Consider the following 24793-nt stretch of genomic DNA (forward strand, 5'->3'; position numbering starts at 1 on the left):
AGCTCAGTCTAAGATGTCACTCTGAGCGAAGTCGAAGAGTGAAAAGTAGAAAATAAAAAATAGCCAATAATTAATTGAAATTGAAAACATGAAAACTTTCAAAATTCTATCCGCTTTGATTTTTCTGGGAATTTTGAGCTCCCAGGCGCAGGATACCAGGGATATTAGAGTTCACGATCCGGTAGTGGCAAAGGAGGGAGACACTTATTACCTGTTTAATACAGGTAAGGGAATAGGTGTATACAGTTCAAAAGATCTAAAAGACTGGAAACCTGAACCTTCTGTTTTTACCGAAAAACCAGCGTGGACAGATTCTGTTGTTCCTAATTTTAAAAATCATATTTGGGCTCCAGATATTATAAAAAAAGATAGCACCTGGTACCTTTATTACTCTGTTTCAGCTTTTGCCAAAAATACTTCGGCAATAGGTGTTGCGACGAATAAAACCTTAAATCCCAAAGATCCGGATTATAAATGGACAGACCAGGGGATTGTAATTCGTTCCATTCCCAACCGCGATATGTGGAATGCTATAGATCCTAATGTAATTTATGATAAAGAAGGTACTCCCTGGATGGCGTTTGGTTCTTTTTGGAACGGACTAAAGATGGTTAAGCTCAGTGAAGAATTAACCCAGATAGCAGAGCCCCAGGAATGGTATACCATCGCCAGCCGTAAACGCAGTTTTGGAATCCCTTCAGAAGATCCGGGAGATGCGGCTTTGGAAGCGCCATTTATATTCAAGAAAGGGAACTGGTATTATCAATTCCTCTCGTGGGATCTATGTTGTCGCGCTGAAAAAAGTACCTATAAAGTGGTTGTGGGAAGATCAAAACAAGTAACCGGCCCTTATGTGGATAAGGATGGAAAGTCTCTTAACGAAGGAGGAGGTACTTTGCTCCTGCAGGGGAATAAGAACTGGTACGGAGCGGGTCACAATTCAGTTTATAATTTCGACGGAAAAGATTATATGTTTTTCCATGCCTACGATGCCAATGATAAAGGCGCACCTAAACTTGGAATAAAAGAAGTGAAATGGAAGAACGGCTGGCCTTCAGTTGAACCCATGAATGAGCAAATAAAATAAATATAATGAAAAGAATAATCAGAAAAATAATTCCCGTTATAGTTATCTGTCTGGGGCTAACGGCCATCGCACAGGAACACGAATTAAAGATAGATGCCACGAAATCGCTTGCCAAAATTCAGCCCACGATGTACGGGATTTTCTTTGAAGATATCAATTTCGCGGCCGATGGTGGTTTATATGCCGAAAAAGTGAAGAACAGGTCCTTCGAATTTGAACTTCCTAAAATGGGGTGGATAGAACCTGACAGTGATCGGCATTCTTTCAATAAAAATTCAGGGATCGCCAAAATTGTAAGATATCAGGATGAATCCGGAAACCACAATTTCGCCAGAATCACGATAAATGATGCTTCAGGATATAAACTGATTAATGAAGGTTATCGCGGAATGGGGATTAAGGAAAATGCTGAATACCGCATATCTATTCAGGCGGCCCAACCTAAGGGTATTGAAAAAATCAATTTTAAGCTGATCGATGAAAGCGGAAATGTTATTGGCAAAACAAGTATTTCTGTAGATTCTGATTCATGGAAAACCTATGAGTCAGTTTTTACTGCAACCAAAACTCTTGAAAAAGCCAGGCTTGAAGTGACTTTTGAAGGAAACGGTGCAATAGACCTGGATATGATCTCCCTGTTCCCGGTAGATACCTGGAAAGGAAGAAAGAATGGATTGAGAAAGGATCTGGTACAGCTGCTTGATGATATGGATCCCGGATTTTTACGCTTTCCAGGCGGTTGTATCGTAGAAGGAAGAACCCTCGAGAAAAGATATCAGTGGAAAAAGACGGTTGGACCGGCTGAAGATCGGGAGATTTTGGTGAATCGTTGGAATACCGAATTTTCTCATCGCCTTACCCCAGATTATTACCAGAGTTTCGGACTTGGATATTTTGAATATTTTCAACTTGCCGAAGATATGGGAGCAGAAGCGCTGCCAATTCTTGGAGTTGGGATCGCCTGCCAGTTCAATACAGGAGAATTAGTACCTATGGAAGATCTTGATCCCTATGTAGAAGATGCCATAGACCTTATCCAGTTCGCAAATGGTTCAGTCGATTCTGAATGGGGAAAAATACGTGCCGAAATGGGACATCCGGAACCTTTTAATCTCAAATATATCGGGATTGGAAATGAGCAATGGGGTCCGGAATATATTGAACGTTATAAAGTTTTTCAGACAGCAATTCAGGAAAAATATCCTGAGATTACCATAGTTTCCGGTAGCGGACCTTTCCCTGAAGGTGATTATTTTGAATACGGCTGGGAGCAGCTAAAAAAGCTCGACGCGGCTATTATTGATGAGCATTATTATAAGCCGCCAAAATGGTTTAGAGAGAACGCTACCCGTTATGATGATTATGATCGCAACGGCCCCAAAGTATTCGCGGGAGAGTATGCCGCGCAAAGTGTTGCCATAGCCAGCCCTGATAATAAGAATAACTGGGAAACCGCAATGTCTGAAGCTGCTTTTATGACCGGTTTAGAGAGAAACGCCGATGTGGTTCATTTAACCTCGTATGCTCCACTTATGGCACATAAAGAAGGATGGCAATGGACACCCGATCTTATCTGGTTTGATAACCTTTCCTCTTACGGAACTCCTAATTACTATGTTCAGAAATTATTTGCGAATAATTCCGGAACTGATCTTCTCAAAATAACTGAAAATAAAAAAGCACTTACCGGGCAGAAAGAACTTTATGCTTCTGCGGTTCGAGATACAGATAAAAATGAGATTATTATAAAACTCGTGAATACTTCCAGTTCAGAAAAAGAAATAGAAATGGATATAAAAGGAGTTCGTTTAAATGAGAGTGGGGAGATGTTGACTTTACAAACTAGTGACCTTTCCGCCGAAAATTCTTTTGAGAAACCTAAGAATATAAGTCCTCAAACTCAGAATGTTAAACTTAAGGGGAGAGAACTTGAAGTAGACCTTAAACCATATTCAGTAAATATTATAAAGTTTAAGATTAATTGATATTATAAATGTTTAATACACACTTACTAAATGAAAAGTTTATATTTGAAAACAATAAAGTAAACAGAGCATGGGTAATTATGTTATAGGACTGGATTATGGGACCGATTCGGTGCGGGCAGTTTTAGTAAACGCTGAAACCGGAAAGGAAGAAGCGTCTGCCGTTCACTGGTATAAGAGATGGAAGGAGAAATTGTATTGCGAAGCTTCTCAAAACCTTTTCCGGCAACATCCACTTGATCATGTGGAAGGACTGGAGAATACGATCAGGGAAGTGATTTCAAAATTAGGTGTAAAGGCAGAAGAAGTAAAAGCCATCTGTATAGACACTACCGGATCATCTCCGGTACCGATTAACAGGGAAGGTAAGCCGCTTGCATTTGAAAGTGGCTTCGAAGAGAATCCTAATGCCATGATGGTTTTATGGAAAGATCATACTTCTATTAATGAAGCTAATGAGATCAATGAGCTTGCCAAAAGTTGGGGAGGCCCCGATTATACAAAATATGAAGGGGGGATCTATTCTTCTGAATGGTTCTGGGCCAAGATCCTGCATATCGCCCGGGAAGATGAGCAAGTGAAAAATGCCGCGTATTCTTGGATGGAACACTGTGATTTAATGACGTTTATGCTGATTGATTCAGATCTTGAAAATTTTAAAAGAAGTCGCTGCGCTGCGGGTCACAAGGCCATGTGGCATGAGGACTGGGAAGGACTCCCTTCAGAAGATTTTCTGGGGAAACTTGATCCTTACCTGGCAGAATTAAGAAATAGACTTTACTGTAATACCTATACTTCTGATGAGGTCGCTGGAAATCTTAACCAAGAATGGGCAACTAAATTAGGTCTAACCACTAATTGTGTGGTGGCCGTGGGAACTTTTGATGCGCATTCGGGAGCTGTAGGAGCCCAGATAGACCAACATTCCCTGGTTAGGGTTATGGGAACTTCTACCTGTGATATTATTGTTTCGGCTCATGAGGAAATAGGAACTAATACCGTAAAAGGAATCTGCGGACAGGTTGATGGCTCGGTTATTCCGGGAATGATTGGCCTGGAAGCGGGACAATCTGCTTTTGGAGATGTACTTGCCTGGTTTAAGGACGTGTTAAGCTGGCCTTTGGAAAATCTGGTTTACAAATCTGAAACCCTTTCTGAAGAACAAAAGCAGAAACTTAAGGCAGAAATAAATAAAGACTTTATTCCGAAATTATCAAAACAGGCAGAGGAACTGGAACTTTCAGAAAGTATTCCAATTGCACTTGACTGGATCAATGGCAGGAGAACTCCCGATGCTAATCAGGAACTTAAAAGTGCGATCAGCAATCTTTCCCTGGGGACAAAAGCCCCGCATATATTTAATGCTTTGGTAAATGCTATTTGCTTTGGCTCTAAAATGATCGTGGACCGGTTTGAAAGTGAAGGGGTAAAAATAGATAATGTGATTGGTATTGGCGGGGTAGCCAGAAAATCTGGGTATATCATGCAAACTTTGGCAAATGTCCTCAATATGCCTATCAAAGTAGCATCTTCCGATGAAGCGCCGGCACTTGGTGCAGCAATTTATGCGGCGGTGGCAGCAGGTTTGTATCCAAATGTGATCGAAGCCAGTAAAAAACTAGGCAGCCCGTTTGAAGCCGAATATCATCCACAACCGGAAAAAGTAGAGGAATTCAAAGTTTATCTCAAAGAATATAAAGAACTGGCTGATTTTGTAGAAAATAATATCAGCAAAAAAATCAAGGCAAATGAGCTCGTATAAAGATTTAAAAAAGGAATGTTACGATGCCAATATTCAGTTGAATAATCTTGGGCTGGTGATTTATACCTTCGGAAACGTGAGTGCGGTAGACCGTGAAAAAAATGTTTTTGCGATCAAACCCAGCGGTGTTCCTTATGAAGATTTAAAACCTGAAGATATCGTGATCCTGGATTTTGAGAATAATGTGATCGAGGGAGACATGCGGCCATCTTCTGATACCAAAACCCATGCTTTTTTATATAAGAACTGGAAAAACATCGGTGGGATTGCCCATACACACGCGACCTACTCGGTGGCCTGGGCTCAGTCGCAAAAGGATATCCCGATTTTTGGAACCACGCATGCTGATCATTTAACCGAAGATATTCCCTGCGCAACACCGATGAGAGACGATTTAATCGAAGGAAATTACGAGTATAATACAGGAATCCAGATCCTGGACTGCTTTAAGGAAAAGGGAATTTCATACGAAGAAGTGCCTATGGTCTTACTGGGAAATCATGGCCCATTTACCTGGGGAAAGGATGCTGCTAAAGCGGTTTATCATAGTAAAGTTTTAGAGGCCGTTGCAGAAATGGCATTTCTCACCCTTCAGATAAATCCTGAAGCTCCAAGAATGAAAGATTCATTAATCAAAAAACATTACGAGCGTAAACATGGCAAGGACGCCTATTACGGTCAGAATTAATATTATATAATATTAGACCTCACAGGTTTTAAAAACCTGTGAGGTCTTTATAATAGTCACGAAAGAATCCAACTTATTTAATTTAAAAATTAATGATCAATATTGAACAAAAAGAAGTCTGGTTTATCACCGGAAGTCAGCATTTATATGGAGAAGAAACCCTAAATCAGGTTGCGGCCAATTCAGCAGCAATTGTAAAGGGTCTCAACGAATCCAGTTTAGTTCCCGTAAAGCTGGTACATAAAGACACGGTAAAAACTCCGGACGAGATTACTCAGGTGATGCTGGAGGCCAATAATAATACGGATTGTATCGGGATCATTACGTGGATGCATACGTTTTCACCTGCCAAAATGTGGATTAATGGTTTGAGTATTTTGAAAAAGCCTATCTGCCATTTGCATACGCAGTTCAATGCTGAAATTCCATGGAGCAAGATCGATATGGATTTTATGAATTTAAACCAGTCGGCTCATGGGGATCGTGAATTTGGGTTCATTATGTCGAGGATGCGTAAAAAACGAAAAGTGATCGTTGGTCACTGGAAAACCGAAGCTACTCAGCGAAAAGTGGGGAACTGGCTGCGTGTAGCCCTTGGATGGGATGAACTTCAAAATCTCAAGGTTGCCCGAATTGGGGATAATATGAGGCAGGTAGCCGTAACAGAAGGTGATAAGGTTGCCGCGCAGATCAAATTTGGGGTTTCGGTGAATGGCTATGATGCTTCAGATGTAGTAAAACATATCAATTCAGTTTCAGATTCAGATTTGAACAAATTGCTGAAAACTTACGAAAATGAATATGAACTCACTGCTTCTTTAAAGGAAGGCGGCGACAAAAGAGACTCGCTGATAGATGCAGCAAAAATAGAATTGGGGCTTCGCGCATTTTTAGAAGAAGGTGGATTTAAGGCCTTTACCGATACTTTTGAAAATTTGGGTGAACTAAAACAACTTCCCGGTCTTGCCGTGCAGAGACTAATGGCTGATGGGTATGGTTTTGGGGCAGAAGGTGACTGGAAAACAGCGGCATTATTAAGAGCCATGAAAGTAATGACTCAGGGACTTGATGGAGGAACTTCTTTTATGGAAGATTATACCAATCATTTTACTTCAGACCGTGATTATGTGTTAGGTTCCCATATGTTGGAAATTTGTCCCTCTATAGCCGATGCAAAACCTACCTGCGAGGTACATCCTTTGGGAATTGGAGGGAAAGAAGATCCAGTAAGACTTGTTTTTAATTCTCCTAAAGGCCCGGCTTTAAATGCATCCCTTGTTGATATGGGGAATCGTTTCAGACTAATCGTAAATGAAGTTGAGGCAGTAGAACCAGAAGCAGATTTACCAAATTTACCCGTTGCACGCGTACTCTGGGATCCAAAACCAGATATGGATGTAGCGGTAACTTCATGGATCCTTGCCGGGGGAGCACATCATACCGTCTATACCCAGGCCTTGACCACAGAATTTCTTGAAGATTTTGCAGATATTGCCGGGATAGAACTTTTGGTGATTGACGATAAAACAACGCTAAGGCAGTTTAAAGATACACTTAATGCTAATGAAGCTTATTACCATTTGTTCCAGCATGGAATGTAACCACTAAAAATTTATATTATGAACAACCTTTATAAACCTCTGAAAATTTTAAGCCTTGCACTGGCTCTAATTTTTATCCAGTGTAAGGATGCGGAAAAAAATAAGGAACCTGAAACTAGTCCTAAAACAGATGGACCGGGAATGAAAATAGATCAAAGCGGTTTTGGTAAAACTGCCGACGGTAAAGAAGTGGAGAAATATATTATTTCCAATTCCGCAGGACTCGAAATGAGCGTAATTAGTTATGGCGGGATCATTACTTCTTTAAAGGTTCCTGATAAAAATGGGGAATATAAAGATGTAGTTCTTGGATTTGATAATATTCAGGATTATGAAAATGGCAGCCCTTATTTTGGGGCGATCATTGGTCGGTATGGAAACCGTATTGCCAAGGGGAGATTTTCGCTTGACGGAAAGGAATACAAATTAGATACGAATGATGGGCCCAATAGTCTGCATGGAGGGAATAAAGGTTTTGATAAGGTACTTTGGAATATTGAGCCAAGTTCAGGGGAAGATGAAGCCTCACTAGAGTTAAGCTATACCAGTAAAGATGGAGAAGGCGGTTACCCTGGAAACCTAGAAACTACCGTAACCTATACCCTGAATTCAAACAATGAGTTACATATCAAATATGAAGCGACTACCGATAAAAAAACCGTTGTAAACCTCACGCAACATTCCTATTTCAACTTAACAGGTGATTTCAGTAAAAAAATCCTTGATCATGTAGTTGAAATAAATGCTGATGAATACCTGCCGGTAGATAAAACTTTAATCCCTACCGGGGAACTTAAACCGGTAAAGGGAACTCCATTCGATTTTACTGAACCTGTAAAAATTGCCACCGGCATGGAGCAGGAAAATTCGAATGAACAGCTAAAAAGAGGTCCCGGCTTTGATCATTGCTGGATATTGAATGAACAGGATAGCGGAGTGCGATTTGCAGCTTCCGCCTATGAACCTGGGAGCGGTCGGTTTATGGAAGTTTATACCAATGAACCAGCACTTCAGTTTTATATTGGTAATTTCCTGGACGGCACGTTGCCTGCCAAAGGTGGCGGAAATTATGAAAAACGTACCGGTTTCTGTATGGAAACCCAGCACTATCCAGATTCACCAAACCAAAAGGATTTTCCTTCCGTAGTACTGGAACCGGGATCAACCTATACTTCTGAAACCTCTTATAAATTCTCAGTTAAATAATATGCAAATTTTAGATACATTAGACTGGATCACCATTTCGATATATTTCGCTGTGTTAGTGGGAATTGCGGTCTGGGTGATTAGAAAAAAACAGTCGAATACAGAAGATTATTTTTTAGCGGGTAGAAATGTTGGCTGGTTTGTAGTTGGTGCATCTATTTTCGCCTCCAATATTGGTTCGGAACACGTTGTTGGGCTTGCCGGAGCTGGCGCAGGGGATAAACTACCCATGCTTATTTATGAAATACAGGCCTGGGTAGTATTAATATTAGGTTGGGTTTTTCTTCCCTTCTATGCCCGTAGTGGTGTTTTTACAATGCCTGAATTTCTGGAGAAACGATTTGATGCACGATCTCGCTGGGTCCTTTCAATATTCTCAATTATTGCCTATGTGCTTACCAAGATATCGGTAACTATTTATGCCGGTGGGATAGTAGTATCAGCTTTACTCGGAATAGATTTCTGGACTGGAGCTCTTGGTACAGTTATCCTAACGGGAATTTATACCGTTCTTGGCGGAATGCGTGCCGTGGTTTATACCGAAACCTTACAGGCGATTATTTTGGTAATTGGAGCGGCTGCACTTACATTTATAGGTTTAGACAAAGTAGGGGGTTGGGAAAGTATGACCCAGACTGTTGGTCCCGAATACCTTGATATGTGGAGGCCGGCTACCGATCCCGATTTTCCGTGGCCTTCATTATTGATCACAAGTACTATTGTTGGAATCTGGTACTGGTGTACCGACCAATATATCGTTCAGCGCGCTCTAACAGCTAAGAACATCAAAGAAGGACGAAGAGGTACTATTTTCGGCGCTTTGCTAAAATTGCTTCCTGTATTCTTATTCCTAATTCCGGGAATTATCGCGCTAACATTGAAGATGAGAGGAGAACTTCATTGGGATAGCCCGGATGAAGCTTTCCCGGTATTGATGAGTAATTTATTGCCTTCAGGACTTCGCGGACTGGTTGCCGCAGGATTATTAGCAGCCCTTATGAGTTCCCTGGCTTCAGTATTTAACTCGTGCTCTACTTTATTTACGGTAGATATTTATAAAAAACTACGTCCCAATACCCCTGAAAAGAAACTTGTTCAGACGGGACAGATCGCCACGGTATTTATTGTAATTATCGGGATTATCTGGATCCCAATTATGGCAAATATCTCCGGAGTCTTGTATGAATATTTACAAAGTGTCCAGTCGTATATCGCACCACCGATTACGGCAGTTTTCCTTCTCGGTATTTTCTACAAACGGATCAACTCAGAGGGCGCTTTAACCACGCTGGTGGTTGGATTACTTGTGGGCGCATTGCGTATTGTTCTGGAAATAGTAAAAGATTCCCTTGATCCCGATAGTTTTTTGTTTCTGCTGGGTGATATGAACTTCCTTTCCTTTGGGGCATGGTTCTTCCTTTTCTGTATTATATTGATCGTGGTGGTGAGTTTACTAACTCCTGCTCCTGCTGATGAAAAGATTGAGAACCTAACTTTTCAAACTATTTCAGCGGAAGAGAAAAGAAAAAACAAAACAAGTTATAACTGGAAAGATATCGCTGTGTCAATTTTAATATTGATTATAGTTGCCGGGGTGATGATATTCTTTAATGGAAATTAATTAGATATGAAATTTTTTATAGATACAGCTAACCTTGATCAAATTAAAGAAGCCCAGGATCTAGGTGTATTGGATGGGGTGACTACGAATCCTTCGTTGATGGCAAAAGAAGGGATCACCGGGAAAGATAATATCCTTCAGCATTACCTTGATATTTGTAAAATTGTTGATGGAGATGTTTCTGCGGAAGTGGTTGCCACAGATTTTGATAATATTATTAAGGAAGGAAAAGAACTTACACAATTGCATGAACAAATTGTAGTAAAGGTTCCCATGATCAAAGAAGGGGTGAAGGCCATTAAATATTTTTCAGATAATGGCATTCGCACGAACTGTACTCTGGTATTTTCTGCAGGGCAGGCATTGCTTGCCGCAAAAGCCGGGGCCGCTTATGTGTCTCCTTTTCTGGGCAGGCTGGATGATATTTCTACAGACGGCCTTCAGTTAATTGCAGATATCAGGCTTATATATGATAACTACGGTTTTGAGACCGAGATTTTAGCAGCATCCATCAGGCATAGCATGCACGTTATAAACTGTGCGAAACTTGGAGCCGATGTGATGACCGGTCCGCTTTCTTCTATAGAGGGATTATTAAAACATCCATTAACAGATTCAGGTTTGGAGAAATTCCTGGAAGATGCCAAGTCATTCAATCTTTAAATGAAAAAGCACCTCTATATTCAGAAAAACCTTTTCCATGAGTGATAAACACACTTTATACGCTTTAATTCTTCTTCTACTATCTGCGAGTAGCTTCGGTATGTTGGCGCAAACAGTCGGGAATGTAAAAAGCCCGGATAAAAACCTTTCCGTAGAGCTAAAGCTGAATGAAAATGGAGCATTGCTCTATCATATTCAGTTGAAAGACGAAGTTTTTCTGGAAGATTCCCCGCTGGGATTGAAAACTTCCATAGGAGATTTTTCAACTGGGTTAAAATTTATTTCAACTAAAGATTCGGCTATTTCTGAAACTTATGAAATGGATAGGGCTAAGGTGAGTAAGGTAAATTATACGGCAAGAGAACTGGTTAGTACATTTACGAATGAAAATAAGGATACGCTGCAGGTAATTTTCAGCATAAGCGATCGCGATGTGGCGTTTTCCTATAAAATTATTCCGGGAAATGATCAAACCAAAATTCGCATAAAAGAAGAAACCACAGGATTCGATCTTCCGGACTATGCGACTACGTATATCACGCCACAGGCGCTACCTATGACCGGTTGGGAGAATACCAAGCCAAGCTATGAGGAAGAATATACCCTCAACGGATCTATGGGAACGCCTTCTCAATATGGCGTGGGATATACTTTTCCCGCTTTGTTCAAATTAGCTGAAAATGGCTGGATATTAATTTCTGAAACAGGCGTCCATGGACAATATGTAGGTTCCAGATTGGGCGAGGGCATAGCCAAAGGACTTTATAAGCTGAATTTTCCGCAGGAAGCTGAAAATAACGGAATAGGTGAAACCTTTCCATCCATGGCCTTGCCAGCCCAAACGCCCTGGAGAACAATTACACTGGGAGAAACCTTAAAACCAATAGTTGAGTCCACGGTAGCTTTTGATGTGGTGAAACCGCTTTATGAGGCTTCGGAAGACTATAAAATGGGAAGGGCTACCTGGAGCTGGATTGTATGGCAGGATAACAGTATGAATTATGATGACCAGGTTAAATTTATCGACCTCGCCGCAGATCTTAAATTTGAATATATTCTTATTGATGCCAATTGGGACAGGAATATCGGTTATAAAAGAATAGAAGAGCTGATTAACCATGCCGACTCCAAAAATGTAAAGACACTTTTATGGTATAATTCCAACGGATACTGGAACAATGCTCCGCAGACTCCGCAAGATAAGATGAATTTTTCGCCTGAAAGGAAAAAAGAAATGCGATGGATGCAGGAGATTGGGGTGAAAGGTATTAAAGTAGATTTTTTCGGGGGTGACAAGCAATCAACCATGCAACTTTATGAAGATATTTTATCCGATGCTAATGAATATGGCCTTGGAGTTATTTTTCATGGTTGCACTTTACCCCGTGGATGGCAACGAATGTTCCCAAACTTTGTAAGTTCTGAAGCGGTGCTGGCATCAGAAAATCTTGTCTTCCGGCAGGATGCTTTAGATAAGCACGCCCTAAATGCCACGCTCTTGCCTTTTACCAGAAATGCCGTGGGAGCCATGGATTTCGCACCTGTTTTTCTGAATAAGAAGCTGTCCAGAGATCAAAAGGAGGGGACAGTTCGCAGTACCACAGATGCTTTTGAACTGGCTACATCGGTGCTATATTTTTCACCCATTCAGCATTTTGGATTGACCCCAAATAATTTAGAAGAACAACCGGAATTTGTACTGGATTTTTTGAAAAATGTCCCCACTACCTGGGATGAAACGGTATTTATTTCCGGTGCTCCTGAAAAGGAGGTCATTTTGGCCCGAAGAAAAGGTGAAAAATGGTACATCTCAGCAGTCAACGGGGAGAAAAAACCTAAAAAATTGGAAGTAGAATTTCCTATGCTGGCAGATAAAAAGGTTCAAATGATTTATGATAAAAATGATAAAACTGCCGGAACGAAAGATGTGAAAGTCGGGAATAATGGTGCAATCACTTTAGAACTTTTACCCGAAGGAGGGGCTGTTTTAATCAGTAAATAGAAAAGAATTCAAGTAGTTAAACAAGTATTTTAATTTTCACTAATTTTATTAACTTGACATTATTCTAAATTACTTATTATATAGGGTGTAATTTGTTTAAATTTGAAAATCAGCGAGTTAAAAATTCACCGATCGTCAAAAGTTAAACAAGTTAAAAGCCCATCATAAAGGGCAACTCAGCCAGGATATATATTCTGGCGAGGCTACTTTTTAAATCCCTTCCTAAAACAGCTTAACAGATATTAGCATACTGTTTTAAAGTTTGCTTAAATAACATCGGCTTAACAGTCTTCCCCACATCCATCTCTTAAATTCGAGTAACCAAAAAAATAAAATAATGAAAAAATTAAGCAGTTATTTAGGTATGGCAGGATTATTAATGTTGTTCGTGGCAATAACAAGTTGTGGCCCCGGGAAAAATGCTAATGTAGATTCTTTGATAAAGGATGCAAATGATGCGAAAGCCAACATGATCCAGGCTGATGCAAGCGTGCAGGAATTGTTTGCTAGCTCGGCTGGATATGCCATATTTCCAAATGTTGGAAAAGGGGCATATATCATTGGCGGCGCTTCAGGAAACGGGATTGTTTATGAAAACGGAACTATGATTGGATATTCCAATCTAAAGCAGGTTGATGTTGGACTTCAGGTAGGTGGTGAAGCTTATAGCGAAGTGCTATTCTTCGAAACTAAGGATGCGCTGAATGATTTTAAAGATGGGGAATATGAGCTTTCCGGAAATGCAACCGCTGTAATTATCGAAAAAGGTAAATCTAAAACTATTAAGTTTGAGGATGGAATTGCCGTAGCAACAATGCCTAAAGCAGGAGCTATGATTGGAGTTTCAGTTGCCGGACAACGATTTGGATATACCGCAAAATAATTAAGCACTTATATGTTACAAAGCCGATTAAGAATCGGCTTTTTTTATCCTTTTGCGTTTAATAACAAAGCATTAACTCTTGACGAATTGAATTGTAAGTACCTTTAAGCGTAATAAAAAATCAAAACTATGAAAAAATTATTTTTACCCGTAATGGCCTTTTTCGTTCTGGCTTTGTCTGGTTGTTCTTCTACGATCGATAATGTAAAAAAAGATCAGATTGCAAAAGATGCCCAGGTTGCCAAGACAGCTTTCATTAACAGTAGCACCAATCTGGACGAATTATTTCAAAAATCTGAAGGTTATGCGATCTTTCCTAATGTGGGAAAAGGTGCCATGGTTGCGGGGGGTGCTTCAGGAAATGGAGCAGTTTATCAAAAAGGTAATCTTATTGGATATGCCAAACTTAAACAGGTTGATATAGGTTTTCAATTAGGGGGCCAGGCTTTTAGACAGGTGATTTTATTTCAAACCACCAAAGAATTAGAGCGTTTTAAAAATGGAAATTTTGAACTTTCAGGAAATGCATCTGCCGTGGCGATGGATGATGGAGTGGCAAAATCTGTAGAATTTAGAGATGGTTTGGCCATTGCAACTATGCCTAAGGCTGGAGCAATGATCGAAGTTTCGGTTGGAGGACAAAAATTTGAATATATTCCATTGAATTAATAGTTGAAATATTGAATTTAAAAGCCGGCAATTTGTCGGCTTTTTTTAATCCTAAGAAACAATGAAGAATCCCAATCTTATCGTTTTTGACGTAAATGAAACCTTGTTGAATATGAGTCCGTTAAAAGCGAATATCAATAACGCGTTTCAGCATGACCAGGTGGCAGAGATCTGGTTTGAGCAACTGCTGCATTATAGTCTGGTAGAAAGTACGATCGGTAATTATCAAAATTTCAGTGAGATTGCCCGGGCAGTCCTACAGATGAATGCAGTTCAGCATAATTTGAAGTTTACAGAATCTGATATTCAAAGTATCCTGGAACCCATTACGCAACTAACCGCGTATCCCGATGTTCCCAAAGGTTTTGAGATTTTGAAAGAGAAAGGATATAGGCTGGTGGCCTTGAGCAATGGGAAACCTGATGTTTTAAAGGAACAGTTAAATAATTCAAATTTGACCGGTTTCCTCGACAATATCTATAGTATTGAGGGTTGTAAAAAATATAAACCCCATCCTGAAGCTTATCACTATGTTTTGGAAAGTGAAAACTGTTCCGCAGAAAATGCCATGATGGTCGCGGCCCATGGTTGGGATATCTATGGAGCTTCTGAAGTTGGGATGCAAACAGCATTCATCAGGCGGCAGGATAAAGTTTTATATCCTTTGTCTAAAACTCCAAATTTTGATGTGAAAAAAATAACCGATCTCGCGGAAAAACTCCGCTAAGATCGGTTATTTACCCTGGTTATTTAGTTTTTTTAAAAATCGAAATTAAAGGTGAAATTTAATCTTCCTCCTTCATCACCTACGTAGTATCCAATATTTCCGGTAAAAGCTTTGAAGGCATTTATAAATATCGATCCACCCCAATCGGTATGCCAGTCATTAGAATTATCATCATCCAGCCAAACCCTACCATAATCGAAACCAACGCTGGCTCCCATACGAATTGGGATAAAATTGGTCCTAAATTGTGCAACACCACTTCTAATATCGATGTTTTGATAGAAAGCATATTTACCATTAAAACGCTGATTACGATAACCTCTTAGGCTATTTTGATCTCCACCACCCAAAACTGCAGCATGATAAAATTCATAATTATCCCCAATTATCGCTTCCCCGCCAATTTTGGTGGCCAATGCGGCAAAACCACTTTCATGCAACGGGTAATCCAGCGCTAACATGGGTCTTACGTATGCAAATTTATTATCAAATTCGTCGATATTCGCTTTATAACCTGCGGTAAGATCCAGTTCTACACCTCTGGATGGAAAAGCTTCCCGATCTTTATTAAAATAATTATAATTCAATTCCCCTCCTGCATAAAGCTGACTTTCAAAAATTGGATCGGCTGGTGTAAAAGTATCTGCTACAAAACGGCCTTCATCATAATCTACTTCCATAGATTCTATCATGGGCATGACGGTAAAAGAGCTTTTTTTGCCATTTCTCCAGATGAGCGATGGGGCAAAATGCCATTGTTGAACTTTAACCCGGTTATAATCTTTGGCTACATCATCAGGGTCATATTCACTATCATTACCGCTTCCGAAGTAGTTCAATGTGAAATTCGGACTGGAATAATAGGCATTTAAGCCGAAGTTCCAGTTATAGAAAATATGTGCAAATTCTGCGTTGTATTCTACATCGAATCCCTGCGTAGCGAAAAAGTAGTTACCGCTAAGGCTTTGCCTGGTGGTAAAGGGGTTTCTGGCCAGGCCGTATGTTGTATAGGTGTTTTTAATACCAAGTTTAAAACCAGTATCCGAATTAAAATCGGCACCTGGAAATAAAGTATACTCTCTTATTCTTTTCTTTTTAGGGTCATAATTGTTGATGTCGTAAGAATCGACTAACATTTTATGCGCACCCGGGGTTTTAATGGTATTGTCTTTACTCTTATAATCGTAAAGTTTTGCTTTTCTGGTGTTCTGAAAATCATAAATATCATTCTCTTCCCCGCCAATTATTTTTAATGGTACCAATTGGGAGCCTTTCCCCACAATCTTAAATTCGTCGTCACCATCCAGGCCATAAATCCAAACCTCCCTGGTCATATCTGAATTATATGATTTTTCAGCTTTGATGTCGCCATCCTTATTTTTAAGCTGGACAGTAGTAATCCCTTTAGCTTTCCTGGTAATAAGGAATTTATCATCATCATCAGTACCAATAAACATATCAAATTCAGCCAGATGCTGATAATATTCCCGGGCGATTTTTTCAAGATTGCCTCTTCTCGCTTTTAGGGTAGTTTTTATATGCTCTACATTTTGATCCTTATTGATTCCAGCGGGTAATACTGCAAATGCTTCCTGTATCACTTCATCAGTAATATTATTCTGAATATAATCTACTTGTTTTTGCCAGTCTTCCCATTGTGCATTTCTAATAAAAGCTTTATCCAGAGGATACCCGGCTACATTGAACCATTTTGGCCTTTTCACCATATCGGTATAATTTTCCAAAGCTCTAAATTGTGAAAAACCCAGTTTCAAAAGGGTGAGGGCAAAGCCATCATTTTTTGGAAAAACCTGATCCCGGTCTTTGGCAATAGGGAGATATTTTTTACCTCCCTTATCATCTTCAAATTCTGCCCATTCATATTGCCCATCATGTCTATCCCAATCGCCCATCAGCATATCCAGCAGCCTGGCCCTTATAAACATATCTTCATCTACATAAATATCCTTTGATTCCCTTATCTTCAGAAAAAGATCTGGGGTATTCACGATATCATCAGCATTACCGAAAACCTCGAGATCCTTATTTTCATCTCCTACATGTTTCTCAAACATATAAAGTTCATCCCCATAGTCAATATTAAAAACTCCCAAAGCTTCCTGTTTTGGGACATAATATAATTTTGAATTAGGATGGTAAATATCCAATTCATCCATCAATCTACCAGCAGGAAATGTTCCATAGGGGAAAGCGGTAGTATAAAAATCCTGCACATATCGCTCTGCGATGGTATTTTCTAAAAAATCTTCCACATAATGCGTTTGAACAACTGATGTTTGCAGGTATTGTAAGGCACTTTTCTTAAGTGCCCTTAGTGTATATTCATGTTCATCATCGTCTATAAAACTAAGAGACCTGGACTGGTGACCACCACCGGCGCCCAAAACTTCAAGATTCCCGGGGATTGTATCTAAATACAGGACTGGAAATTCGAATTTTTTACTATAAAAAGATCTGTAATGTTGTCCCCAGATAGCTTTGAATAAGCCATCCTTATCGGTTTCCTTCTCGGTGTAAACAGAGGAAATGGTGGTTTTACCTAATTTTTGCTTTGGCCAGGTGACATCAGATAGTTTCGGTCTTTCGCGGGATATTTGTTGATTAAAAATAACTTCGGAGCCCGATGGTGTAACTTTAAAAAATTCTACATCTGAACTCCCGTCCTTAAAAACATTCATCTTAGCATAACCCAGGTCATAAGCCGCAAAATCACCATGACGCTTGATTGGATTTGCTTTTTTTGGATTTTGAGTTACCCCAGATATGATTTGTTCAACTCCATCGTCTTGCAAATACTGTAAGTTATGATCCTGTCCGGAAAGGAATATTACATCATGATATTGTTGGGCAAGGGTGGACAAAGTTCCCATTAATTTGGCTAAATCTGGATTCCTACGGGTTTGAGTTCCCGTACCAATTATTTTTTCGAAAAAATTTAATTTGGTTTGGGTCATCACCGGGTGATACACCGCTACTAACACGGTTTTCATCTGGTTATCCTCCAGTTCATCATTAAATTCTTCCCTAAACTGGGTACGTGTTTTTATGTCACATTTATTATTGATGTAAGGATGTTCATCCCAATTTTCGAGATACCATTGTGAATCGATCATAATAAGCTGAACATCATCGCTAAGGCTTTCGCTTTCGATAGGGCAACCGTCATTAGGCCAAAATTTCACTTTTGAATTGTCCTGTAAAAATGATTCAAGATCATCTATATTATCTGGGGCATCCTCCTGCCATTCGTTATAACCGGGAGTGATAATAACCCTTCCTTTGAATTCTTCAATTTTAGAAAGCAGGTTTTTTTTCAGGTATTCTTCAACCCGATCACGCCCATTATCTTTATCTGGAAAACCTCCTTTAGGGACGATGTTCCCTGTGATTACTAAAGTTGAAGAATCTTCTTCTTTTGAAGCTCTCACGATTTCAGAAAGAATTTTATCGTTGGAAGCGTCATCACGTATACCTGTATTGGAAGTGATGTATACAGAGTGGATATTGTTTTTTTCCTGGGCTAATATGGTAGTGTTCGTAAAAAGGAAAATTATTAAACCGAGATAAGTAAGTAGGTTTTTCGGAAAAACTGAATTGGTACTTTGAGACATATATGAGTTAGGTTGTTTGATAATTCACCAAAAGTAGTATAGTTAACCGTCAAAAAAATTCAATAAAAATGAATCTTCATTGGGCTTTATCAATATTTAACATCTACAACTAAAAATTTTATTAACACATTTTAAGCAATTTAACGAATTATTTTCAGCTTTGAACCAGGATGATTACCTTTCAATCACACCAAAAATATTTTTTTTGAACAATTTTTTTAATTCAATATTTTTCTTCCTGTGCTTATCGATTTTCGCTCAGGAATTACCTCCGGTAGTAAATTTCACCCCAAATGATTACGCTGCGGGAAATCAAAACTGGATGGTCTCCCAATCTTTAGATGATCATTTTTATTTCGCCAATAATAGCGGATTGTTGGAATTTACCGGTGAAAAGTGGAATTTGTATCCAGTGCCTAATAAAACCGTGGTGCGGTCGGTTTTATCATTTAAAGATAGGATTTATACCGGTGCCTATATGGAATTTGGTTACTGGACCAAAAATGAATTCAAGGAACTTGAATATCATTCACTAAACGATAAATTTCCCAATCTCATGGTAGACGGGGAACAATTCTGGAATATTGAATCTTATGAAGGATTGATCATTTTTAGAAGTTTTGAAGGGGTATATTTTTATGATCCGGAACCCAATTCAATTATCCTTATGGAGAATTCCCGGGGCAAACCAATTTCTGCGCTTTATAAACTGGAAGATGGAATTTACTTTCAGTATGTGGGTGAAGGGCTTTTTAATATAAAAAATGGGAAACCACAACTCCTTATTCCGCAGGAGAAATTAGGAAAAGATCAGGCAGTAATCGAAATTTTTAAAAGGAATGGCAAGTTGGCATACGTTTCCCAAAATGCACAATTTTATGAATGGGATGAAAATAATTTGGTGCCTTTCTTTACTGAAACCACTTCGGAATTTAACAACCAACAAATCCTTTCAGCCGATTATTTGAAGAATGGAAACATCTTACTGGGAACCGTGGGCAAGGGAATTTTTGAAATTAATTCAGAGGGAAAAATGCTTCATCATTTCAACCAGGAAAATGATTTGCTGAACAATACTGCACTTGCTTTATATGAGGATAAAACGGGCAATGTTTGGGCGGGGCTGGATTTTGGAATTTCTCTTTTGGACCTCAATTCACCTGTGACCGGTTTTGAGGATAATCGCGGCGAGATTGGCTCGGTTTATTCATTTTTAGCGGAGGGGGAAGCCTTATATCTTGGAACCAATCAGGGTTTATATTATCGTGATAATGGGGGATCTAAATTTGATCTTATTTCGGGAACCAATGGGCAGGTATGGGATATCAGGAAAGAAAACGGAGTAATCTTCTGTGGACATAATAGTGGTACTTTTCAGATAGACGGTAATAAGGCGACCAAAATTTCTGATCGCTTGGGAACATGGCTGGTTAAAGCAGTGAATGAGAAAACTTTTATACAGGGACATTACAACGGGATCAGTTTCTTAAAAAAGAAGGATAATAATACTATTGTGGATACTCCCATGATTGAAGGTTTTCCGCATTCCTCTAAATTTATCGAGATCGACGATAAAGGTGATATCTGGATTGGCAATGAACATAAAGGAGTTTTCAGAATAAAATTGAATGATTCGCTGCAGGTATCTTCAATTATAAATTATCCCCTAAAAGAGGAATCTGGTGTGAACTCCAGTATTTTTCAGTTTAACGACACGCTTTACTATAGCACCCAGGAACACATTTACCAGTTCAATGAAAGGAGGGAGGTTTTTTCAAAAAAGAATTCCCTCGAAGAATTATTTAAGAATAAAAGCAGACTTTCCGGCAGAGTGGTAAGCGATACAAATGCTGAAAAAATCTGGGCCTTTGGAAATGAAGGAATTTATGAGGTAAGTAGGGCCTCTTTAAATAATTCCTATGAACTTAAGGTGATCTATATCGATCAAAAATTCAGGAATATTGCCGTAGGTTATGAAAACCTTTCCAAAATTAATGAAAATGAATATCTGGTAGGTATTTCAAACGGGTATTTAAAATTTGATAATGCTACTTCTTTTAAGCAAACTCCTTCCGTTCATATAAATAGTATAGTCGCCGGAGATATTAATTCTGAAAAGTTTCAGGTAAAGCCTGATGAATCGGGAGAATTTGGGTTTAAAAATAATAATATCGACTTTGAATTTAGCACCCCTAATTATTCCAAATATTTAGAAGCACAATATAGTTACCGGCTGTTAGGGCTAACCGCTAAATGGAGCAGGTGGGATACCGGGTCTATGGCCAGTTTTGAAAACTTACCCTTTGGAGAGTATACTTTTGAAGTTCGTTCAAAAGTCGGAAATGAGCAAAGTGAAATTTCTACTTATGAATTCGAGATCAAGAGGCCGTTTTACCTGTCTTATATAGCGATCTTCCTGTATGTGTTCATCATTATCGCAATTATTTTACTGGTGAATGTACTTTATAACAGGCATCATCGTAAGATAGTATTGGAAAACGAGCGTGCCTTAAAACTTAAAAATCTGCAGGCGGAACAGGAGATCATTAAATTGAAAAATGAAAAGCTGGAGCAGGAAATGGATAGTAAGAACAGGGAACTGGCTGTATCTACTATGAGTATGATTAAAAAGAATGAATTTCTTACGCATATTAAAGATGAATTGAAAGACAAAGCCGATTCTTCAAAAATTCGGTCGGTGATTAAAACCATAGATAAGGATATTAATGAAAAAGACAATTGGGAATTCTTCAAAAAAGCTTTTAGTAATGCCGATAAGGATTTTTTCAAAAAGGTTAAAAACTTGCATCCTGAATTAACTTCCAGTGACCTTAAACTTTGCGCTTATCTCAGATTAAATTTGTCTTCAAAGGAAATTGCTCCACTCTTGAATATCTCAACTAAAAGCGTGGAAATTAAACGATATCGTTTGCGTAAAAAGATGGATTTAGACAGAAATGTGAATTTGACGGAGTATATTCTAAATCTTTAAACTTTACAATAAAGAAGAATAACTCTACATAGCCTTAACATGATGGAGAATTAACCTTTCCTTTCGGTTAATTTATTTGAAGTCTTATTTTTATCGTAAGTCCTTCTATTTCTTATTTTACAATAATTTTGTGTAAAGATAATTGAGGTTTAATTGTATGTAGATTTTTTGTAAAGGTGGTTCTTCCCAATACTTAACACTCCCTCCCTATATTGTACTTTCAATTTTAACAATTATACACATGAAAAAATACACCTGCCTATTCCTCTTATTATGGAGCGGGTTATTTACGGCGAACGCACAGGGTAGATCTGTTAGCGGTACAGTTACCGATTCTAATGGAATACCCCTTCTTGGAGTAAATGTTATTGTGAAAGACCAGTCAAAGGGAACAACCACCAATTTTGACGGAAATTATTCACTTAATAATTTGTCTCCCGAAGATGTAATTCAGTTTAGTTATATCGGGTTTATCTCCCAGGAAGTTCGGGTAAGTGATCGGCAGATTATAAATATTCAAATGGCGGAAGATGCCCAGGCACTTAATGAGGTGGTAGTAATTGGATATGGAACCCAAACCAAAAAAGAAATTACCGGGGCGGTTAGTACGGTAAGTAGTGATGTAATAGAAGATCTAAATCCGGTAAGAGTAGAACAGGCATTACAGGGTCGAGTTGCCGGGGTAAATATTACTTCAACTTCCGGCTCTCCGGGAAGTGCTTCTACTATTAGTATTCGTGGGATTTCGACTAATGGGGATTCACGACCTTTGATTCTCGTGGATGGCGCTGTTATTGAGGATTTAAGTGTGATTAATCCAAATGATATTGAAAGTATTAGTGTCCTTAAGGATGCTACAGCAGGTATTTATGGAGTTAGGGCAGCAAACGGGGTAATTTTAATCACCACCAAAGGTGGTTTCAAAAATTCTGATTTGAGAGTGGAACTTGATGCCTATACCGGCGTGCAGGAAACCAGTAGGAAATTACCCGTTTTAAATGCCACTGAATATGCCGTTATCCTTAACGAAGCTTTCGCCGCCGGGGGCCAAAATCCCCCATTCCCAAACTTTAGAAATTTAGGCGAGGGAACCGATTATCAGGAGGAGGTTTTTCAGCAGGCAATCATGTCGGACCTTAACCTTAGTGTTTTTGGGGGTGGTGAAAAAACAGCCTATTCCTTTGGCGCGGGTTATCTCGATCAGGATGGGATCGTAGGTGGGAATGCTTCAAATTTTGAACGATTTACGGGAAGAATGAATTTCGATTATGATATCATGGAAGATCTAAAATTTTCCACCACGGCTATTTATACACATTCCAATAGAAAAACGCTTGCGGAAAACAGTCTTGGTTCGGTATTGTTCAACGCAATCAACATGGCGCCCACTATTCCTGTCCTTGATGAAAATGGGGATTTTAGCCTTGCCGAAGGTTTAGGGAACGAGGTGATCAACCCCGTAGCTCAAATAGCGAATACTTATAACAACTCCGAGGTAGATAAAATTACCGGGACATTAGGTTTAAGCTATGATTTCTTTGAACATTTTAAAGCGGAAACCCGCTACCAGTTCAACTATTCTGAAGTTAGGGGAAATAGCTTTTTACCTACTGCTTTCTATGGTTCAGGAAAAGTTTTTAATATAGACCGAAATGTAGTTAATGAAAGCACGAATTATTTTCGGGATTACACATTTGATGCTTTTCTTTCTTATACAAATACATTTAATGAACTTCATAACCTAACCTCTCTTTTAGGTACTTCCGTATTTAAAACTACAGGGGATTTTTACGGTTTTACAGGTTTTGATATTCCTGGAAACCTTTACGAAAATGCAAGTATCGAGAATGCTTCAGATGTGGTGGATAATTATCAGAATGTAAGCAACAGGATCTTTGATTCCAGATTGCTGTCATATTTTGCCAGACTTCAGTATAACTACGATCAGCGGTACTTGCTTTCCGCAGTAATACGTCGTGATGGATCTTCCAATTTTGGTCCTGAAAACAAATTTGGCTGGTTTCCTTCTGCTTCCGCAGGTTGGGTAATTAGTGAAGAGGATTTTTATGGGGAGAACGATATTGTAAATTTCTTAAAGCTTAGAAGTAGTTATGGGATCCTGGGAAATGACCGTATTGGTGCTTTTGGATATGTTTCCCTACTCAATGGTGAAGGGACTTACGTTTTTGACGATACACTTTTTTACGGAATTGCCGCCGGAAGACTTTCTAACCCTGAATTACAATGGGAAGAACAAACTGCTTTTGATATTGGTGTGGACGCAAAATTATTTAACGATAAGCTGGATGTTACTGTGGATTATTTCCAACGACAAACCGATGATTTATTATTAGTGCCACAAGTATCCGGAATTTTAGGAGTTGGAGCTCCCGGTGCCGGTGCACCTATTGTAAACGCAGGTTCTGTAGAAAATAAAGGTTGGGAATTTTCAATGGCATATAATCAATTTGTAAATGACGATTTTGAATTCAATATTAATTTCAATTTAACCACTTTAGAAAATGAAGTGCTCTCTGTTGCCAATGAAAATGGATTTGTTCCCGGAGGATTTTTCGCCGTGGGACAGGGTGATGCCCCCTCAAGAATGGAAGCAGGACATCCTATTGGTTACTTCTACGGCTTACAAACCAACGGGATTTTCCAAAATGCCGCTGAAGTTGCCGCAGGAAATCAGCCTAACGCAAGTCCGGGAGATCTACGTTTTATAGATCAGGACGGTGACGGGACGATCACTCCAGATGATCGTGTAGAAATTGGAGATCCGATTCCAGATTATACCATGGGTCTTAATTTAGGCTTCAATTATAAGAATTTCGATTTTGTCGCTTATGCCTTTGCATCTGTTGGTAATGATATCGTAAGAGCTTATGATCGTAACGAAACCAGGACGAATAAAACATCTTTTGTACTTGACCGCTGGACAGGCAAAGATACAAGTAATGATTATCCAAGAGTGAGTACAGGTGCGAATGGGAATAATACTTTTTCAGACTTTTTTGTGGAAGACGGTTCTTATTTAAGACTTCAAAATGTGCAGTTGGGTTACAGTCTGGGTGAAAATATAACCGATCAACTGGGCATTAGAAAATTAAGATTTTACGTTTCAGTGAATAACGCTTTCACCTTAACAGAATATAATGGTTATGATCCTTCTGCATCTTCCGGAGACCCTATTGGGGGTGGAATAGATCAGGGGTTTTATCCGGTACCCAGAGTTTATACAGCAGGATTAAACTTTAAATTTTAAAAAATGA

The 24793-nt window shown here is 39.1% G+C and carries 15 protein-coding genes; 14 read left to right on the plus strand and 1 reads right to left on the minus strand.

The window, feature by feature from the left end; genetic code table 11:
- Positions 1-88: 88 nt before the first annotated feature.
- The 12 genes from DHD80_RS14850 (at position 89) to DHD80_RS14905 (ending at position 14894) form a co-directional block, all read left to right on the plus strand.
- Positions 89-1087: an arabinan endo-1,5-alpha-L-arabinosidase gene (locus DHD80_RS14850; protein ID WP_251742246.1), complete on the plus strand. Its 999-nt coding sequence runs from the start codon at positions 89-91 to the stop codon at positions 1085-1087.
- 5 nt (positions 1088-1092) lie between these two features.
- Complete coding sequence (locus DHD80_RS14855) at positions 1093-3072, plus strand: alpha-L-arabinofuranosidase C-terminal domain-containing protein (RefSeq protein ID WP_251742247.1); 1980 nt, start codon at positions 1093-1095, stop codon at positions 3070-3072.
- Between the two features lie 70 nt (positions 3073-3142).
- The gene (locus DHD80_RS14860) at positions 3143-4834 is read left to right on the plus strand and encodes a ribulokinase (protein ID WP_251742248.1); all 1692 of its coding nucleotides are present in this window, start codon (positions 3143-3145) and stop codon (positions 4832-4834) included.
- Positions 4821-5522: an L-ribulose-5-phosphate 4-epimerase gene (locus DHD80_RS14865; protein ID WP_251742249.1), complete on the plus strand. Its 702-nt coding sequence runs from the start codon at positions 4821-4823 to the stop codon at positions 5520-5522. The genes DHD80_RS14860 and DHD80_RS14865 overlap by 14 nt, the downstream gene beginning before the upstream one ends.
- 92 nt (positions 5523-5614) lie before the next feature.
- Entirely contained in the window at positions 5615-7123 is a 1509-nt protein-coding gene (araA, locus tag DHD80_RS14870) for an L-arabinose isomerase (protein ID WP_251742250.1), read from the plus strand.
- Between the two features lie 18 nt (positions 7124-7141).
- Positions 7142-8329 carry an aldose epimerase family protein gene (locus DHD80_RS14875; protein ID WP_251742251.1) on the plus strand — a complete coding sequence of 396 codons (1188 nt, stop codon included), beginning with the start codon at positions 7142-7144 and terminating at the stop codon, positions 8327-8329.
- Position 8330: 1 nt separating this feature from the next.
- Positions 8331-9950: a sodium:solute symporter gene (locus DHD80_RS14880; protein WP_251742252.1), complete on the plus strand. Its 1620-nt coding sequence runs from the start codon at positions 8331-8333 to the stop codon at positions 9948-9950.
- Between the two features lie 6 nt (positions 9951-9956).
- Positions 9957-10613 carry a fructose-6-phosphate aldolase gene (fsa, locus tag DHD80_RS14885; protein ID WP_251742253.1) on the plus strand — a complete coding sequence of 219 codons (657 nt, stop codon included), beginning with the start codon at positions 9957-9959 and terminating at the stop codon, positions 10611-10613.
- 37 nt (positions 10614-10650) lie between these two features.
- Positions 10651-12615: a glycoside hydrolase family 97 protein gene (locus DHD80_RS14890; RefSeq protein WP_251742254.1), complete on the plus strand. Its 1965-nt coding sequence runs from the start codon at positions 10651-10653 to the stop codon at positions 12613-12615.
- Between the two features lie 337 nt (positions 12616-12952).
- Positions 12953-13498, plus strand: coding sequence for a lipid-binding SYLF domain-containing protein (locus DHD80_RS14895; protein ID WP_251742255.1), 546 nt, complete (start codon positions 12953-12955; stop codon positions 13496-13498).
- 129 nt (positions 13499-13627) lie between these two features.
- Positions 13628-14167: a lipid-binding SYLF domain-containing protein gene (locus tag DHD80_RS14900; protein ID WP_251742256.1), complete on the plus strand. Its 540-nt coding sequence runs from the start codon at positions 13628-13630 to the stop codon at positions 14165-14167.
- A 61-nt stretch (positions 14168-14228) separates the two neighbouring features.
- Positions 14229-14894 (plus strand): haloacid dehalogenase type II, encoded by a 666-nt coding sequence (locus DHD80_RS14905; protein ID WP_251742257.1) that lies wholly within the window; start codon positions 14229-14231, stop codon positions 14892-14894.
- Between the two features lie 32 nt (positions 14895-14926).
- On the opposite strand, the gene DHD80_RS14910 is transcribed toward DHD80_RS14905, so the two are convergent.
- Entirely contained in the window at positions 14927-18526 is a 3600-nt protein-coding gene (locus tag DHD80_RS14910) for a metallophosphatase (RefSeq protein ID WP_251742258.1), read from the minus strand.
- Positions 18527-18731: 205 nt separating this feature from the next.
- Between DHD80_RS14910 and DHD80_RS14915 the strand changes: the two genes are divergently transcribed.
- Together DHD80_RS14915 and DHD80_RS14920 are read left to right on the plus strand one after the other, a co-directional pair.
- A complete protein-coding gene (locus DHD80_RS14915; RefSeq protein ID WP_251742259.1) occupies positions 18732-21518 on the plus strand; it encodes a triple tyrosine motif-containing protein in 2787 nt (928 codons plus the stop codon).
- Positions 21519-21759: 241 nt separating this feature from the next.
- Complete coding sequence (locus tag DHD80_RS14920; RefSeq protein WP_251742260.1) at positions 21760-24786, plus strand: TonB-dependent receptor; 3027 nt, start codon at positions 21760-21762, stop codon at positions 24784-24786.
- Positions 24787-24793: the final 7 nt, after the last annotated feature.

Source organism: Gramella sp. AN32 (assembly GCF_023718305.1).
GTDB classification, from domain to species: domain Bacteria; phylum Bacteroidota; class Bacteroidia; order Flavobacteriales; family Flavobacteriaceae; genus Christiangramia; species Christiangramia antarctica.